Origin of the sequence: Caballeronia sp. LZ028 (assembly GCF_031451415.1) — a bacterium.
Classification (GTDB): domain Bacteria; phylum Pseudomonadota; class Gammaproteobacteria; order Burkholderiales; family Burkholderiaceae; genus Caballeronia; species Caballeronia zhejiangensis.
On the sequence record NZ_JARUXN010000005.1, the window covers coordinates 47407 to 62292 of the forward strand.

At 64.5% G+C, this 14886-nt stretch carries 14 protein-coding genes; 4 read left to right on the top strand and 10 right to left on the bottom strand.

Annotated elements, in window-relative coordinates:
* The first annotated feature begins 10 nt into the window (after positions 1-10).
* A complete protein-coding gene (locus tag QCE58_RS29585) occupies positions 11-1192 on the top strand; it encodes an MFS transporter (RefSeq protein ID WP_250522607.1) in 1182 nt (393 codons plus the stop codon).
* Between the two features lie 75 nt (positions 1193-1267).
* Here the strand turns inward: QCE58_RS29585 and QCE58_RS29590 are convergent, their stop codons facing one another.
* Both QCE58_RS29590 and QCE58_RS29595 read right to left on the bottom strand, forming a co-directional pair.
* Positions 1268-1729 (bottom strand): MarR family winged helix-turn-helix transcriptional regulator, encoded by a 462-nt coding sequence (locus QCE58_RS29590; RefSeq protein WP_250522606.1) that lies wholly within the window; start codon positions 1727-1729, stop codon positions 1268-1270.
* Between the two features lie 84 nt (positions 1730-1813).
* A complete protein-coding gene (locus QCE58_RS29595) occupies positions 1814-2695 on the bottom strand; it encodes an NmrA family NAD(P)-binding protein (protein ID WP_250522638.1) in 882 nt (293 codons plus the stop codon).
* Positions 2696-2906: 211 nt separating this feature from the next.
* Between QCE58_RS29595 and QCE58_RS29600 the strand changes: the two genes are divergently transcribed.
* A complete protein-coding gene (locus tag QCE58_RS29600; RefSeq protein WP_250522605.1) occupies positions 2907-3050 on the top strand; it encodes a hypothetical protein in 144 nt (47 codons plus the stop codon).
* A gap of 24 nt (positions 3051-3074) precedes the next feature.
* Positions 3075-4511 (top strand): MFS transporter, encoded by a 1437-nt coding sequence (locus QCE58_RS29605; RefSeq protein WP_409014188.1) that lies wholly within the window; start codon positions 3075-3077, stop codon positions 4509-4511.
* A gap of 297 nt (positions 4512-4808) precedes the next feature.
* On the opposite strand, the gene QCE58_RS29610 is transcribed toward QCE58_RS29605, so the two are convergent.
* The 3 genes from QCE58_RS29610 to QCE58_RS29620 form a co-directional block, all read right to left on the bottom strand.
* The gene (locus QCE58_RS29610) at positions 4809-5627 is read right to left on the bottom strand and encodes a MetQ/NlpA family ABC transporter substrate-binding protein (RefSeq protein WP_034471132.1); all 819 of its coding nucleotides are present in this window, start codon (positions 5625-5627) and stop codon (positions 4809-4811) included.
* A 119-nt stretch (positions 5628-5746) separates the two neighbouring features.
* Complete coding sequence (locus QCE58_RS29615; RefSeq protein ID WP_008345409.1) at positions 5747-6040, bottom strand: peptide ABC transporter substrate-binding protein; 294 nt, start codon at positions 6038-6040, stop codon at positions 5747-5749.
* Between the two features lie 16 nt (positions 6041-6056).
* Positions 6057-7232 carry an acyl-CoA dehydrogenase family protein gene (locus tag QCE58_RS29620; RefSeq protein WP_175982445.1) on the bottom strand — a complete coding sequence of 392 codons (1176 nt, stop codon included), beginning with the start codon at positions 7230-7232 and terminating at the stop codon, positions 6057-6059.
* A 179-nt stretch (positions 7233-7411) separates the two neighbouring features.
* Between QCE58_RS29620 and QCE58_RS29625 the strand changes: the two genes are divergently transcribed.
* The gene (locus QCE58_RS29625; protein WP_175982446.1) at positions 7412-8224 is read left to right on the top strand and encodes a MetQ/NlpA family ABC transporter substrate-binding protein; all 813 of its coding nucleotides are present in this window, start codon (positions 7412-7414) and stop codon (positions 8222-8224) included.
* 23 nt (positions 8225-8247) lie between these two features.
* On the opposite strand, the gene QCE58_RS29630 is transcribed toward QCE58_RS29625, so the two are convergent.
* Genes QCE58_RS29630 through QCE58_RS29650 form a run of 5 tightly spaced genes read right to left on the bottom strand, consistent with a single transcriptional unit; the run spans position 8248 to position 14878 of the window.
* Positions 8248-9126 (bottom strand): ABC transporter permease, encoded by an 879-nt coding sequence (locus QCE58_RS29630; protein WP_008345413.1) that lies wholly within the window; start codon positions 9124-9126, stop codon positions 8248-8250.
* Complete coding sequence (locus QCE58_RS29635; protein WP_175982448.1) at positions 9123-10115, bottom strand: ABC transporter permease; 993 nt, start codon at positions 10113-10115, stop codon at positions 9123-9125. Before QCE58_RS29635 ends, QCE58_RS29630 begins: the two co-directional genes overlap by 4 nt.
* Positions 10116-10120: 5 nt before the next feature.
* Positions 10121-11842, bottom strand: coding sequence for an ABC transporter substrate-binding protein (locus QCE58_RS29640; RefSeq protein ID WP_175982449.1), 1722 nt, complete (start codon positions 11840-11842; stop codon positions 10121-10123).
* Positions 11778-13484 carry an ABC transporter ATP-binding protein gene (locus QCE58_RS29645; RefSeq protein WP_250522603.1) on the bottom strand — a complete coding sequence of 569 codons (1707 nt, stop codon included), beginning with the start codon at positions 13482-13484 and terminating at the stop codon, positions 11778-11780. The genes QCE58_RS29640 and QCE58_RS29645 overlap by 65 nt, the downstream gene beginning before the upstream one ends.
* A complete protein-coding gene (locus QCE58_RS29650) occupies positions 13481-14878 on the bottom strand; it encodes an LLM class flavin-dependent oxidoreductase (protein WP_250522602.1) in 1398 nt (465 codons plus the stop codon). Before QCE58_RS29650 ends, QCE58_RS29645 begins: the two co-directional genes overlap by 4 nt.
* Positions 14879-14886 lie beyond the last annotated feature (8 nt).

Genomic DNA, 14886 nt, shown 5'->3' on the forward strand with positions numbered 1-14886 from the left:
GAGCACAGAGATGAAACGGTCGGTGTATTGGCTGATGGCCGCGGCGGCGGGCATCGTGGTCGCGAACAACTACTACAATCAGCCCTTGCTCGCCGACTTCGCGCTCACGTTTCACACCACCGAGCGCGCAGCCGGTGCAGCATCGGTTGCGACGCAGACCGGCTATGCGCTCGGACTTCTGCTCTTCGTTCCGCTGGGCGACATGCTCGATCGACGTTCGATACTGGGCACGCTGCTGTGCATCTCGAGCCTCGCACTCGCCGCAGTGGCAGTGTCACCGACACTCGACTGGCTCGTGGCCGCCAGTTTCCTGACCGGGCTTACCAGCGTCGCGCCGCAGTTGCTCACGCCCTTCGCGGCGCAAATTGCAGGACCCGAGCGACGCGGCGAAGCGGTCGGCATCGTGATGTTCGGATTGCTATCCGGCATCCTCATGTCGCGCGCGGTATCCGGATCGATCGCCCAGCATTGCGGATGGCGGACCGTGTACTGGCTTGCATCCGCAGCGATGCTTGTCACGGCCGCCGTACTGTCGCACAGGCTGCCTCGCTCGACGCCGACTTGGTCGGGCACGTACCGACGCCTGATGGGTTCGCTATGGACGCTGATCCGCGAAGAGGCGCTCTTGCGCCGGACGTCGGCGATCGCGGCCCTTCAGTTCGCTGCGTTCAGCGCATTCTGGGTCACGCTGACGTTTCATTTGCGCAGCATGAATGCGCATTACGGCAGCGAGATCGCCGGTCTGTTCGGACTTGTGGGCGTGGTCGGAGCGCTGGCCTCGACGGGAGCGGGCAAGCTGATAGACAAGCGCAATCCGCGTCTTGTGGTTTTGGCGAGCTCCGCAATTTTCTTCATGGCGTTCGCAATCTTCGCGTGGGTGGGCTACGGTATCGCCGGTCTGATCGCCGGTGTGATCCTTCTCGATTTCGGGCTGCAAAGCGCACACGTCGCGAACATGGCACGCAGCATGAGCATCAGGAGCGATGCGATGAGCCGCATTAACACGCTGTATATGACGATTCGCTTCGCGGGCGGCGCGCTCGGTTCGTTGCTGGGCGTGTGGGCGTGGAGCGTATGGCAATGGCCGGGAGTGTGTGGTGTCGGCCTCATTTTCGCGTGCGGGTCTTTGGCGTTGCAGGCCGGACCGGGGGTGGCCGGTGCCGGCGTGCAGGAAAGATGTTTGCGCGATTGATTCGACATGTGCGGTGATCTGGTTGCGGAACACGTGCTTGACGAATGACGTTCTTGCCGCAGTGCATCGGAAGGCTCAGTCTTCCGACGAACGCATCGACACGTCGCCGATGAGTACCCCTCTCAACCGTTCTCGTAACTCGAGAACGTCGTCCGCACCGTTCAACTGCTCGAACTCCCGTTGCGCTTCCTGCCAGAGAGGGGCTGCTCTTTCATGCAGGCGCCGTCCCTCCTTGGTGAGTTCGACAAGGCGGCTTCGGCCATCGGTGGGCGAGGGCTTGATCGTGACGAAACCGTCGCGCTCCAGGAAGCCCACCATCTTCCCCATCGCGGTTCGTTCGATATCGAGCCGTTCGGCAAGCGCGTTGACCGGGGTACTTCCCACTTCGCGCAGGGCGGCCAGGGTGAGGAATTGCGTGATGCGCAGACCCGAGGGCTCGAGATGGCTATCGTAGAGTCGGGAGATCTGCCTGCTCGCCTTCCTCACGGCGAAGCAGTTGCATTGATCGATGCCGAGCGGCTTATTTACTGGCAACATCCGTTGCACTCCTCATTCGGTTAATTGCGAGAAGCTTACGCGCGCGTCGTGCGAAAGTGCGGCGATAGCTATTCAAGGACCTGTTCACACGAAGGAGTCCCGATACTTCGCGACGAACTCCTGGACCGACAGCGGCGGCTTCCCGGTGATCTTCTCGACGGCGTCGTTAGTGCCCGAGAAAATGCCGTCGCCATAGTCCTGCGCGACTTCGACCAGATGCTGCGTGAGGAACGGCGGAAACTTGTATAGGGTTTCCATCTTGATCCGAAACTCCTCGATGGAAGTCGGCGCGTATTCGATCCGGGCGCCGAGAACCTCGCTCATTTTGGCTGCGATCTCGACGTGATTCATCTCGACGGGGCCGTGGAGCGTGTAGGTCCTGCCCTCGTGGCCTTCGGGGTTGGCGAGGATGTGGGCGATCACGCGTCCCTGATCGTCGCTGGAGATAGGCGCGTGACGGCCGTTGCCGAACGGAAATTCGATCTTCTTCGTGGCCCAAATTTCCCGCGCGAAATGCGGATAGACGAGCCAATCGGCAAAGAACGTCGGGCGCAAATGCGTAGTCGCGACACCCGACCAATCGAAGACTCGCTCGGAGACCCAGTGATCCTGTGCTGCGTGGCTCATCGATTCCCGACGCGCGGAAATCTGCGACATGTTGACGATCGCCGTGACGCCCGCTTCCTGTGCTGCCTGCGCGAAATAGGCCGCGGCCCCGATGATTCCCGGCGCAATCGGATGAAGGAAATAGGCCGATCGAATGCCTTCCATCGCTGCCCGAATATCGTCGATGTCGGTAAAGTCCCCGACCGCGACATCGACGCCGCGCTGCCTCAGCGCTTCCGCTCGATCGTCATCCGTACGCACATATGCCCGCACGCGTTTGCCCATCTCGAGCAGTTCGTCAATAGCATTGCCTCCGGTCCGTCCGGTCGCACCGCTCACAAGAATCTCAGGCTCGTTCATCGCTTCGCTCCGTTTGAAAGTGAGAGCATATGCTCTCTTGAGATGGAGATTAGGTGCATATGCTCGTATAGTCAAGTTTTTTGTCGGCTCTTTCACGCAGAGCGGAGCGTCGGCGCAAATTCGGCCGACAGACATCCTTCAAACTGACAACGGCCACGGCCTTGTAGCGGCGGACTGTCTTTTCTACGACGTCGATCAGGGCACGCTCCAGGTGAGCGGCCAATACCGCGACATCTATCAGCGACGCGAAGGCCGCTGGGCATTCGTGGAGCGCACCTTCACCATGCACTACGCGACGCCGCTCCAGAACTGGCAGCCCATCGCGGGAACGGAACGCTTCGGCCGTCCGGCTTGATGCGGCCCGCGGCCGCCGGGACTTATGCATATGACAACCTCTTCCACACGTCGATGGTCGGCGTTCGCGGTGTTGCTGGTGGGCGCATTTCTGCCGCCGCTGGACTTCTTCATCGTGAACGTCGCCCTGCCGTCCATCCAAAGCACGCTCCACACGAGCGCTGCGGAGCTGCAACTCGTCATTTCCGGATATGCCGCGGCCTACGCGGTTTTCCTTATCACAGGCGGACGGCTAGGCGATCTATTCGGACGACGAAGTATATTTCTGATCGGCGTCACGGGCTTTGGACTGACATCGGTGATCTGCGGGCTCGCATCGTCGCCCGCCATACTGATCCTCGGGCGAGTGCTGCAGGGTCTGAGCGCCGCCGCCATGGCGCCGCAAGGACTGGCCTCCATTCACGCCCTGTTTCCAGAGAGAGAGCGTGCGCGCGCCTTGGGCCTATACGGCGCGGCGGTGGGTCTGGCCGCCGTAGCCGCGCAGGCGCTCGGGGGCGCGTTGATCTCTGCGGACGTCTTTCACCTTGAGTGGCGCGTCGTCTTTCTCATCAACTTGCCCGTCGTCGCCGCTGTTCTGATCTTCGGGCTGCCGTTGCTACCCGACGTCCGCGGTGACAGCCCGGCACCTGTAGACCGAATCGGCGTGCTGCTCTGCGCACTCTCGCTGGGCTTGCTCATCGTGCCTCTGGTCGAAGGGCGGGAACTGGATTGGCCGTGGTGGGCCTGCGCAATGCTGATCGCGTGCCCCTTCGCCGGGGTGGGCTTCTGCCGATATGAGATGGCCTACGCCCGCCGAGGCGGTGTGCCTCTAATCAGCGTGGAGTTGATCCGCAGGCCCGGCCTGATGAGCGGGCTTACGGGCGTCCTTTTCTTCTACGTCGTCTCTGCATTCTTCCTGACGTTCTCCGTCTACCTCCAGGCGGCGCTTGGGATGAGCCCATTCGAGACAGGGCTGGTCTTCCTGCCGTTCGGGGTCGGCGCCTTCATCGGGCCGCTGACGACCCCGCTGGCCATTCGCCTCTTCGGCGACCGCGTCCCCGCCATCGGCATGATGCTGGAGGCCGCCGGCTGCATACTCCTCGCCGCCCTCGTGGCCGGCGCGCCCGGACAGATGCCGGCTCAGTTTCCGCTGATAGGAGCAGTAGCGCTCTTGGGATTCGGTCAGGGCTGGGCGCTGCCGACGCTGGTGCGCTCGGTTATCAATCGCGCACCGGCGACCGGTTCCGGGATGATCGCGGGCATCACGAATTCGGCGTTGCAAATCAGCGCAGCACTGGGTGTCGCGGTCATCGGCGGTGTCTTCTTCAGTGTCGCGGGGACTTCGCCGGATCCGGTGACCTTGGCCAAGGCACTGGTCGTCGCCATGATGTGCGTCGGCGGCAGTCTGACCGTTTCGGCCGTCCTGTCTATCGTCGCTTCGAGATCGAGCATTCATGCCGCTGCGAGGGCGGCGCCTCGTTGAGTCCGGCGCGCCATCACTCACGGCATTGCAGGGCCGTGGACATGTCGATGGCGACCCCGTGCCATTTCGGCCAGCACCATCGTCGGTTCGAGCGCCAATGCGCCAGGACCGGCGCTCGGGCACCTTCAAGCGGGACCTGTCCGCCGAGCCGGAAGACGACGCCTCCCCCGCGCTCGATACACATCCGCGAGGGCACGCTCCGCAGTCTCTGTCGCGCTGAGCGCGAAGTCGGTCCGGCGCGATATCGTGTCTTATCCGCGGTTTGCATCGGTCGTCGAAGGCGCGTCTGTCGGCCCCTCAGAACGCCGGAATGATCGCGCCTTGATAGCGCGACAGGATGAACTGCCTGACTTCGGGAGACTGATAGGCGGCGACGATCTGCTGCACCCACGGCTTGTTCGCATCCTGCTCGCGTACGGCGATCAGACACGCGTAGACCCCGGAGCCGTCCTCGCGCAGGATCGTGTCCTTCGCCGGGTTGAGTCCGGCCTTGATCGCATAGTCCGCATTGACCGTCGTGGCGTCGAAATCGTCGAGCGTGCGCGGAAGCTGCGCCGCATCCACTTCCTTGAATCGGAAGTGCCTGGGATTGTCGATGATGTCGAGGGGCGTCGCGTTGACGCCCGTGACAGGATCGATGCCCTGTCGCAGCCGAATGCTGCCCGCCTTCTGCAACAGCAGGAGAATCCGGCTCTCGTTGGCGGGATCGTTCGGAATGCCGATGGTCGCGCCGTCCGGCAGGTCCGAGTACTTCCGGTAACGCTTCGAATAGAGTCCGATCGGCCCGATCCACGTGCGGCCGATGCCGACCAGCTTGTAGCCGCGCGCGCGAATCTGCGAGGAGAGGAAAGGCCGGTGCTGGTAGCTGTTGGCATCGAGATCGCCTGCGTCGAGGGCCGCGTCGGGCTGAATATAGTCGTTGAACGACACGATCTTGATGCGCAGACCGTAGTCGCGCTCCGCGACCTTTTTCACCGCCTCGAAGATTTCCTCATGAGGTCCGCTCGTCACGCCGATCTTGAGCAAGGGCGTTTCCGCCTGCGCGGTCGCGCTCACGACCACGGCAAAAAATGCGCATAGCAGCGCGCGCAGAAGGGAAAGGGAGAGTCGTTGCACGAGAACTGTGTCCTTGTCGTGAGGATGGCGAACCCGGTCATTCTATGGACCCGATCCCGTTCCGATAACCAATCCGTTGGCATAACCTTATGCCGGCCTGCCTTCGGTTTCGGCGCGCGTCACGGCAGGATGTAAAGGTCCGCGAAATTGCCTCTCAGACCTTCGCCTGTGGATGCATGGTTCTTCACTTTGGTCGATGCGATCGTGATGTTCGGATTGGCGCCGAACTCGATCGACGGAATATCGTCATGCACGATCTGCTGGAACTGCCGGAATAGCTGACGGCGCCTGTTTTCGTCGGTTTCCACCGAGGCCGCTTCGAGCAGTCGGTCCACTTCCGGATTCGAATAGTGCGCGGCCTGAAGATCGCGCGCAGTTTGCTGGAATGGCCGCGCGCCATGGCGAAAGCGCATGGCGCGGCGCGTCGTCTCACGAATAGAACGACGGCTTCGGAATTCGTCCGTTGAGCGCCCAGTCGCCCAGTTCGCGCACCTTGTAATCGAGCGGATCGTGCAGCGTATGCACGCGCACATTGCGCCAGAAGCGGTCGAGCCGCAACGCCGCCGTCGTCGAGCGCGCGCCCGTCACTTCGAACATGCGATGCGCGACGTCGAGCCCCGCGCGCGCCGCCGCCACCTTCGCCGTGGCGACTGCGACGGCCACTTCGCCGCGCTCGCTTTCGGTGAGGGAAAGGCCGCGCGCCCACGCGCGATCGAAGGCCTGCATCGAACGTTCGACTAGCAGACACGCCCCTTCGAGCGCGACAAAGAAGTCGCCGTAGTGCGCGATCACGTACGGATCCTCGGCGGGACGCTCGGCCTGCGAGGCAATCCACGGCCGCGTCTGCGCGAGCGTCGCGTCGCGCGCCGCCTGCAATGCGCCTTCGCCGATGCCGAGATAGATATGGCACAGGATCGACTGCGCGAGCAGCGGCCGCAGCGTCGCGAACGGGCTGGAAAGCGGTCCGGGATTGAGCAGCAATTCGTCCGCCGCGATGGGCACGCGCTCGAAGATCACCGTGCCGCTGTCGGTCTGGCGCTGCCCCATGTTGTCCCAGTCGTCGAGCACGGTGATGCCCGCGCGATTCGTCGGTGTGATGCCGATCAGCAGCCGCCCGTCGCCATCGAACGCGGACGCGAGCAGCTGGTCCGAATCGCGGGCGCCGGAACAAAAGCTCTTGCGGCCATCGAAGACATAGCCGCCGGCGTCGCCTGGCAGCGCGCGCGTGCTCTTGTCGAGCGGATTGAGCGCGTTGCCCCAGAACCAGCCCTGCGCGACAGTCTCACGCGACCAATGGCGAATCTGCGCATCGCTGCCGAAGAGGCGGATCGTCGCGAGTTGCAGATGATGGAACGCGAACAGATGCGCGAGCGAGCTGTCGACTCGTGCCATCCGTCTGACGACATCGAGCGTCGTCGACCACGGAGCGCCGTCGCCGCCGTACTCCACCGGCAACGACAGTCGCAGCAGGCCGCTCTCGCGCAACAGGCGGCGCTCATGAAAGGCGGTGCCGCCGGCCTTGTCGCGTGCCGCGGCGGTTTTCGCCCATTCGCGCAGCACCGCTTCCAAAGGCTCGGCCCACGGGGCGTCTTGAGTGCGGCTCATTGCAGTGTCTCCTGTCGATGAAGGGTGCGCCGTGTTCGATGCCCGGCTTTGGCGTCAAACCGGAAAACCATAGATAAATACATTGGTTTGGCTTGGATGGGCCGATTTGTAAGCTTGTCGCGCACCATCGACGATAACCGCTTCGCTGCCTCGCGCGCGCGAAGCAAGAGGAGAACCCAATGAAGAAGTTCCATCCGTTGCGGGCCGGCGTGCTGGCCATCGCATCGAGCGCAATGATCGCATCGCTCGCGCAGGCCGCCGATCCGAACAAGCCCGAGATTCGCTTCGGCGCGACGGCCGGTCCGTACTCGGACCAGATTCGCTACGGTATCAAGCCACAGTTGGAGAAGGAAGGTTACAAGGTGACGATCGTCGAGTTCAGCGACTACGTGCAGCCGAACCTCGCGCTCGCCGACGGCGCGCTCGACGCCAACGCATTCCAGCACGAGGTGTATCTCAAGAAGTTCTCGGCGGACCACAAGCTCGCGCTCTCGGAGCTCGTGAAGGTGCCCACCGCGCCGATCGGACTCTACAGCCACAAGCACAAGCGCCTCGACGAGCTGAAGGACGGCGCGACCGTGTCGCTGCCGAACGACGTCACCAACCAGGCGCGCGCGATCATTCTGTTGCAGCAACTCGGCTGGGTGACGCTCAAGTCTGGCGTCGATCCGGTGAAATCGTCGGAGCGGGATATCGCGTCGAATCCGCACAGGATCAAGCTCGTGCCGCTCGAAGCCGCGCAACTGCCGCGCTCGCTCGATGACGTCGACTATGCGTTCGTGAACGGCAACTTCGCGCTCGCGGCCGGCCTCAAGCTCAATGACGCGCTCCTGCTCGAAAAGATTCCGCCGTACTACCTGAATCTCGTTGCGGTACGCACGGCCGATCTGAACAAGCCGTATGTGACGGACATCGCGAACGCGTACCGGTCGGCGGATTTCGCGCGCGTGATCGAGCAGCGCTTCGCGGGATTCTCCAAGCCGGCGCAGTAAGCGGGAACGCTGCGGCGCAACGCTCAAGGCCGCAGCCCTTCGACGGCTTCGAGCCGCGACGCCGCATCGTCGCGGCGGCTTCTCGACAGACGCGGATTGAACGCGGCGTGCAGCGCATCGCTCAGCAGATTGAGCGCGAGCACCGTCAGGGCGATCGCCGAGCCGGGCACCGCGATCATGTACCACGCGGTGCGCAGCGCTTCGCGCCCGGTGCCGACCATCGAGCCCCAGCTCACCACGTTCGGATCGCCGAGCCCGAGAAACGACAGCGCCGCCTCCGACAAAATCGCGTTCGCGACGAGCAGCGCGGTCGAAACGAGAATCGGCGTGAGCGCGTTGGGCAGGATCTCGATGAAGATCAGATGCGCATCGCTTGCGCCGAGCGCGATGCTCGCGCGGACGAACTCGCGCTCGCGCAGCACGATGAACTCGCCACGCGTGAGCCGCGCGATGCCCGGCCACGCGGTCACGCCGAGCGCGAACACGATCGTCGAAAGCGACGGCGTGAGAATCGCCACGAGGATGATCGCGAGCAGAAACGGCGGCACGGTCTGGAAGAACTCGGTGATCGCCATGAGCACGCGGTCGATCGCGCCGCCGAAGTAACCCGCGACGCCGCCGATCAGCACGCCCAGCACGAGCGCGATAACGGCGACCGTCCCGCCGACGGACAGCGAGACGCGCGCGCCGTGAAAGAGACCGGCGAGCAGGTCGCGGCCCATCAGGTCGGTGCCGAGCGGAAACGCGCGATCGGCGCCGGGCCATTGATAGGGCGCGGCGACCATGTCGAGCGGATCGCCGGGAAAGAGCCAGTTGGCCGAGAGCGCCGCGACAAGCGCCAGCGCGAGCAGGAGCGCGCCGACGAACGCGGAAGGCTGGCGCAGGAAAGTGAGCGGCTTCATCGGTTCGACCTCGTGCGTGGATCGACGAGTCCGTAGAGCAGATCGACCATCAGATTGAGCAGGACGACGAGACACGCCGAGAGCAGCAGCACGCCGACCAGCAGGTTGACGTCGCGGCTTTTGATGGCCTCGAACGACAGTTGCCCGAGCCCCGGCCAGCCGAACACCGTCTCGACGATCACCGAGCCGCCGATCAGCGCGCTGCCCTGCAGGCCGAGCATCGTGAGCACGGGCAGCACCGCATGGCGCAGCGCATGACGCGTCGTCACGTACCACGGCCGGCCGCCCTTCGCGCGCGCGGTGCGGATGAAATCTTCCTGCAGCGTCTCGATCATCGAAGCCCGCGCGAGCCGCGCGAAAATGGCCACGTAATACAGCACGAGCGTCGCGGCGGGCAGCACGAGATGGCGCAGATGATCGAGCAGGCGCGAAACGCCGCGATGCGCAACGTTGGTATCGGCGACACCGCCGATCGGCAGCCAGTCGAGATGCACGCCGAAGACGACGATCAGGAGCAGCGCGGTCCAGAACATCGGCGCGGAATAGCCGATGGTCGCGAGCGTGGAGACGAGCGTATCGACGACGCCGTGCGGGCGGCGCGCGGCGAGCACGCCGAGCATGAGCCCGAGACTGACGGAGACGACGAGCGCCGTGCCGATCAGCGCGAGCGTGGCGGGCAGGCGCGCGAAGATCAGCGACGCGACCGGTTCGCCGAAGCGAAACGAAAAGCCGAGATCGAGCCGCAGCGCATGTTCGATGTAATGCAGCAGTTGCCACCCGACGCCGTGATTCAAGCCATATGCTTCGCGTAACTGCGCGACGTATTGCGGCGACACGTTGCCGCTCTCGCTCGCGATGACATCGACGAGATCGCCGGGCATCAGCTTGAGCAGCACGAAGTTGAGCACGGTGGTGCCGAGCAGCACGAGCACGAGCTGAATCAGCCTGTGCCCGATCCTGCGTCCCGCGAGCGCCGATGTAAGCCGCATGACGGTCACGCCTTGTCGAACCAGACGCGCGCGAAATTGGCGCGCGAATGGCTGGCGGTGTCGGTGACGTTGCGCAAGTCCTTCGCCCACACGCCGAACCAGCGGAACTCGAACAGATTGATGAGCGACAGGTCGCGCTGCGCGATCTTCTGCAACTCGACGTACAGGTCGCGCCGTTTGGCCGGATCGGTTTCCGTCTGCGCCGCTTCGATCACGCGGTCCATCTCGGTGCTCGCATAGCCGGACGCGTTGAACCACGGCGTGCCGTTGGAGGCCGCCTTCGACCAGTAATGCTGCTCGATGCCGATCTGCGGATCGAGGCCGTCCGTGCCCCAACTGCTGATGAGCTGGAAGTTGTAATCGGTGAAGACGTTCTTGATCCACGTCGGCAAGTCTTGTCCGCGCAGATTCACGTCGATGCCCACGCGCCGCAGCGCCTGACGCACGAACTCGCCGGTGCGCCGATAGTCGTCGCCGTAGGGAATGAAATCGTGATCGAGCTTGAAGCGCCAGCCGTCCGCCTTCTTCGGGAATCCGGCCTTGTCGAGCAAGGCCTCGGCGCGCTTCGGATCGTACGGATACTGCTGCGTATCCGCCGTATAGAAAGACTTCACCAGCGACGACTCCGGCCCCGTCGCGGGCACCGCGTAGCCGCCCCACACGGTCTTGACGAGCACGTCGCGGTTGATCGCGTGCGCGATCGCCTGACGCACTTCGAGCTTGCCGAGAATCGGATCGCGCAGATTCGGTTCCAGCCAGAGCCACGCCGCGTAGCCGTTATAGCCTTCACGCGAAACGACGAGATGGGGCAGCTTCGCGAGCCGGTCGGCATCTGCGAAAGTCACCGGATTGCGTTCGCCATATTGCGCCGCGCCGGTTTCCAGCGCGGTCGCGCGGCCGGAAACGTCGGGCGTGATTTTCCATGTGATGCGGTCGAGATACGGCTGACCCGGCGCCCAATACTTGTCGAAGCGGTCGAGCACGATGCGGTCGCCGCGGGCCCATTCCGTGAACTTGAACGGACCCGTGCCGACCGGCTTGTTGTTGTACGGATTGTTGCGGATGTCCGTATTCTCATAGAGATGCTTCGGCAGGATCGGCGTGCCGAGCGAATCGAGAATGCCGAAGGTCGCGGGCGTCGATTTCGACAGATGCAGCACGACCGTATGCGCATCCGGCGTATCGATCTTCGTCAGGTATTGCAGCACGCGCCGCGACGCCGGGCTGATTTTCAACCACACTTCCTCGGCTGAGAATTTGACGTCGGCGGACGTGAAGGGCTGGCCGTCGTGCCACAGCGCATGGCGGCGCAGCCTGAAGGTCCATGCGAGGCCGTCGGGCGAGACGGTCCAGCTCTCCGCGAGCTGCGGGCGCGGCTTGAGGTCCGGGCCGTATTCGACGAGGCCGTCGAAGATCTTGCTTGCGACCGCGCCGATCATCGTCGCGGAATTGACGAAGAAGGCGAGCGTCGGCGGTTCCGGATGGATGACCGCCGTGAGCGTGCCGCCGCGCTTCGCGCCGTTCAGCGTGATCGGCGTCGTTTCGGTCGTGGCCCAGGCGTTGCCCGTGAACACGAACGGCGTCGCCGCGCCCGCGACGAGCGCGCCCGCGCCCTTGAGCAGCCTGCGCCGCTTCAGATCGGCCACGGCGGCGCCCAGCGGATCATCGCGGAACAGAAGCGTCGAGGTCGAGGTCGAGGTCGGCTGCGGCTTGCGCTTGAAAGTCACGATCAATTTTCCTTGTATCGAATAAGAATGGCGCATGCGATGACGGCACCGCGTCGATCAGCGCGCGCGTGTAGGTGTGTTGCGGCGAAGTCCAGATCGAAGCGTGATCGCCGCTCTCGACGATGCGTCCCGCCTGCATCACGAGCACGCGGTCGGCGATATAGCGGACCACCGACAGGTCATGCGAAATGAAGAGCAGCGCGAGGCCCAGCTCGTGCTTGAGGTCGGCGAGCAGGTCGAGAATCTGCGCCTGAATGGAGACGTCGAGCGCGGACACGGGCTCGTCGCAGATGACGAGTTCCGGCCGCAGCACGAGCGCGCGCGCGATGCCGATGCGCTGCCGCTGCCCGCCCGAGAACTCGTGCGGATAGCGCCGCAGCGCCGATTCCGACAGACCGACGGCATCGACGATGCGGCGAATCCTGTCGTGCCGTTCGCGCCGGTTCGAGACGCCGTGAATGGCGAGCGCATGACCGAGCGTGCGTTCGACGGTATGACGCGGATTGAGCGAGCCGTACGGATCCTGAAAGATCATCTGCACGCGGCGGCGATAGGGCCGCAACGCACGCCGTCCACGATGCGTGACATCGTCGCCGTCGAAGACGATGCGCCCGCCCGTGGGCTCCACGAGCCGCGTCAGCGCGCGCGACAGCGATGACTTCCCGCATCCCGATTCGCCGACGAGGCCCACTGTCTCGCCCGCGCGAATCTCGAAGCTGACGCCGTCCACGGCGCGCACGCCGTCGTAGTCGACGCGCACGTCGCGGGCGTCCAGCAGCACGCGCGCGGGCGTTTCGGCGGTGGATCGCGGCTTGGCGCGCGGCGCGTCGGTGAGCCGCGCGTCGCGATAATGCAGTCCCGCGCCGAAATGCAGCGACGCGCCGAGCAGCGCGCGCGTGTACGGTTGCGCGGGCTGCGTGAACAGTTGCCGGCTCGATGCTTCCTCGACCTTCGCGCCGTCCTTCATCACGACCACGCGATCCGCCCAGCGCCCGACCACGCCGAGATCGTGCGTGATGAGCAGCACGGCCATCGACAGTTCGCGCCGCAGGCGGTCGATCAGCGCCAGAATCTGCGCCTGAATGGTGACGTCGAGCGCGGTGGTCGGCTCGTCGGCGATCAGGAGGCCGGGGCGGCACGCGACCGCGATGGCGATCATCACGCGTTGCCGCTGTCCGCCCGACAGTTGATGCGGATAGTGCGCGAAGCGCCGGCGCGGCTCCGGCAGATGCACGAGTTCGAGCAGCTCGAGCGCTTCCTTGCGCGCGGCCTGAGCGGACATCGGGCGATGCAGCGTGAGCGCTTCGGCGACCTGCTTGCCGACGGGCTGAAGCGGATTCAGCGAGGTCATCGGCTCCTGAAAGATCATGCTGATGCGATCGCCCCGCAGCGCGCTCCATTCACGCTCGCTTTGCGCGAAGAGCGGTTTCCCTTCGAAGCGGATCGCGCCTTGCACGCGCGCACGTTCCGGCAGCAGTCCCATCGTCGCGAGCGCGACGGTCGATTTCCCGCTGCCCGATTCGCCGACGAGCGCGACGATCTCGCCACGCGCGATCGTCAGATCGAACGGGCGAACCGCCGCATGGCCGCCGAAGGACACGCTCAACTGGTCGATCTCGAGCAGGGGCGTCGCGGCGCTCATGTCGCCTGCCTGTCGGCCGGCCCGGACGGATCGCGGAAGCCGGCGGCCGTGTGACGCGCGCCGAGCCGCGCGCCGCCGCCGAAGAGCTTCTCGCGCAGCGTGCCTTCTGCATACGCCGTCTTGTAGATGCCGCGCGACTGCAATTCCGGAATGACGAGATCGATGAAGTCCTCGTAGCTTTCCGGCGTCACGGTCCGCGTGAGATTGAAGCCGTCGATGCCGGCCTCGTCGACCCAGGATTGCAGCGCGTCGGCCACCTGAACCGGGTCGCCGACGATCGTCGTGTAGCGGCCGCCCAGTTGCATCTGGTCGAGCAGATGCCGCACGGTGACGCCGCGCTTGCCGTCGGTCACGCGCTGCACCGACGATTCGATGCCGCGTCCCTTGTGGCCGCCGGGCGGCGCGATTTCGTCATCGGGCGCGTAGGTCGAATAGTCGATGCCGCTGCCCGCCGCGAAGTGCGCGAGACCCGCTTCAGGACTCGCATACCGCGCGTACTCGGCGAGCTTCTCTTCGGCTTCGCGCTGGGTGCGGCCGACTACCACGGTGATACCCATGATGATCTTCAGATCGCCCGCATCGCGTCCGGCTTCGACGGCTTGCGCGCGCAGCGCGTTCACGAGCTTGCGCGTGCCTTCCTTGCTCTGGCTCGACACGAACACGCATTCGGCATGACGCACGGCGAACGCCTGGCCGCGCCCCGACGATCCGGCCTGGAACAGCACCGGCGTGCGTTGCGGCGACGGCTCGCACAGGTGATAACCGTCGACGTCGTAATAACGGCCGCGATGCCGCACCTTGCGCACCTTCGCGGGGTCGGCGAACACGCGCGCCTCGCGGTCGCGCAGCACGGCATCGTCCTGCCAGCTTCCTTCCCACAGCTTGTAGAGCACGTCCAGATACTCGTCGGCGCGATCGTAGCGCTCGTCGTGCGCGATCATCTCGGTTGCGCCCATCGCGCGGGCGGCGCTGTCGAGATAGCCGGTCACGATGTTCCAGCCGATACGTCCCTCGGTCAGATGATCGAGCGTCGAGAAGCGCCGCGCGAGCAGATACGGCGCTTCATAGGTGAGATTGACGGTGATGCCGAAGCCCAAGTTCTGCGTCGCGGCGGCCATCGCGGAGACGAGCATCATCGGATCGTTGACGGGTAACTGCACCGACTCCTTCAGCGTGACATCGACCGATTGCTGATAAACGTCGTACACGCCGACGATATCCGCGATGAACAGCCCGTCGAAGAGGCCACGCTCAAGCAGCTTCGCGAGGTCGGTCCAATAGGAGAGTTTGCGATAGTCCGTCGAACGGTCGCGCGGATGGGTCCAGAGGCCATGATTGATATGGCCGACGCAGTTCATGTTGAACGCGTTCAGAATGATGTGCTTCTTGCTCATGAAAGGGC

Bases quoted from the DNA above. Each gene is read 5' to 3' on its own strand.
- QCE58_RS29585 (WP_250522607.1), top strand. From the start codon at position 11: ATGAAACGGTCGGTGTATTGGCTGATGGCCGCGGCGGCGGGCATCGTG.
- QCE58_RS29590 (WP_250522606.1), bottom strand. From the start codon at position 1,729: ATGTTGCCAGTAAATAAGCCGCTCGGCATCGATCAATGCAACTGCTTC.
- QCE58_RS29595 (WP_250522638.1), bottom strand. From the start codon at position 2,695: ATGAACGAGCCTGAGATTCTTGTGAGCGGTGCGACCGGACGGACCGGA.
- QCE58_RS29605 (WP_409014188.1), top strand. From the start codon at position 3,075: ATGCATATGACAACCTCTTCCACACGTCGATGGTCGGCGTTCGCGGTG.
- QCE58_RS29615 (WP_008345409.1), bottom strand. From the start codon at position 6,040: ATGCGCTTTCGCCATGGCGCGCGGCCATTCCAGCAAACTGCGCGCGAT.
- QCE58_RS29620 (WP_175982445.1), bottom strand. From the start codon at position 7,232: ATGAGCCGCACTCAAGACGCCCCGTGGGCCGAGCCTTTGGAAGCGGTG.
- QCE58_RS29625 (WP_175982446.1), top strand. From the start codon at position 7,412: ATGAAGAAGTTCCATCCGTTGCGGGCCGGCGTGCTGGCCATCGCATCG.
- QCE58_RS29630 (WP_008345413.1), bottom strand. From the start codon at position 9,126: ATGAAGCCGCTCACTTTCCTGCGCCAGCCTTCCGCGTTCGTCGGCGCG.
- QCE58_RS29635 (WP_175982448.1), bottom strand. From the start codon at position 10,115: ATGCGGCTTACATCGGCGCTCGCGGGACGCAGGATCGGGCACAGGCTG.
- QCE58_RS29645 (WP_250522603.1), bottom strand. From the start codon at position 13,484: ATGAGCGCCGCGACGCCCCTGCTCGAGATCGACCAGTTGAGCGTGTCC.
- QCE58_RS29650 (WP_250522602.1), bottom strand. From the start codon at position 14,878: ATGAGCAAGAAGCACATCATTCTGAACGCGTTCAACATGAACTGCGTC.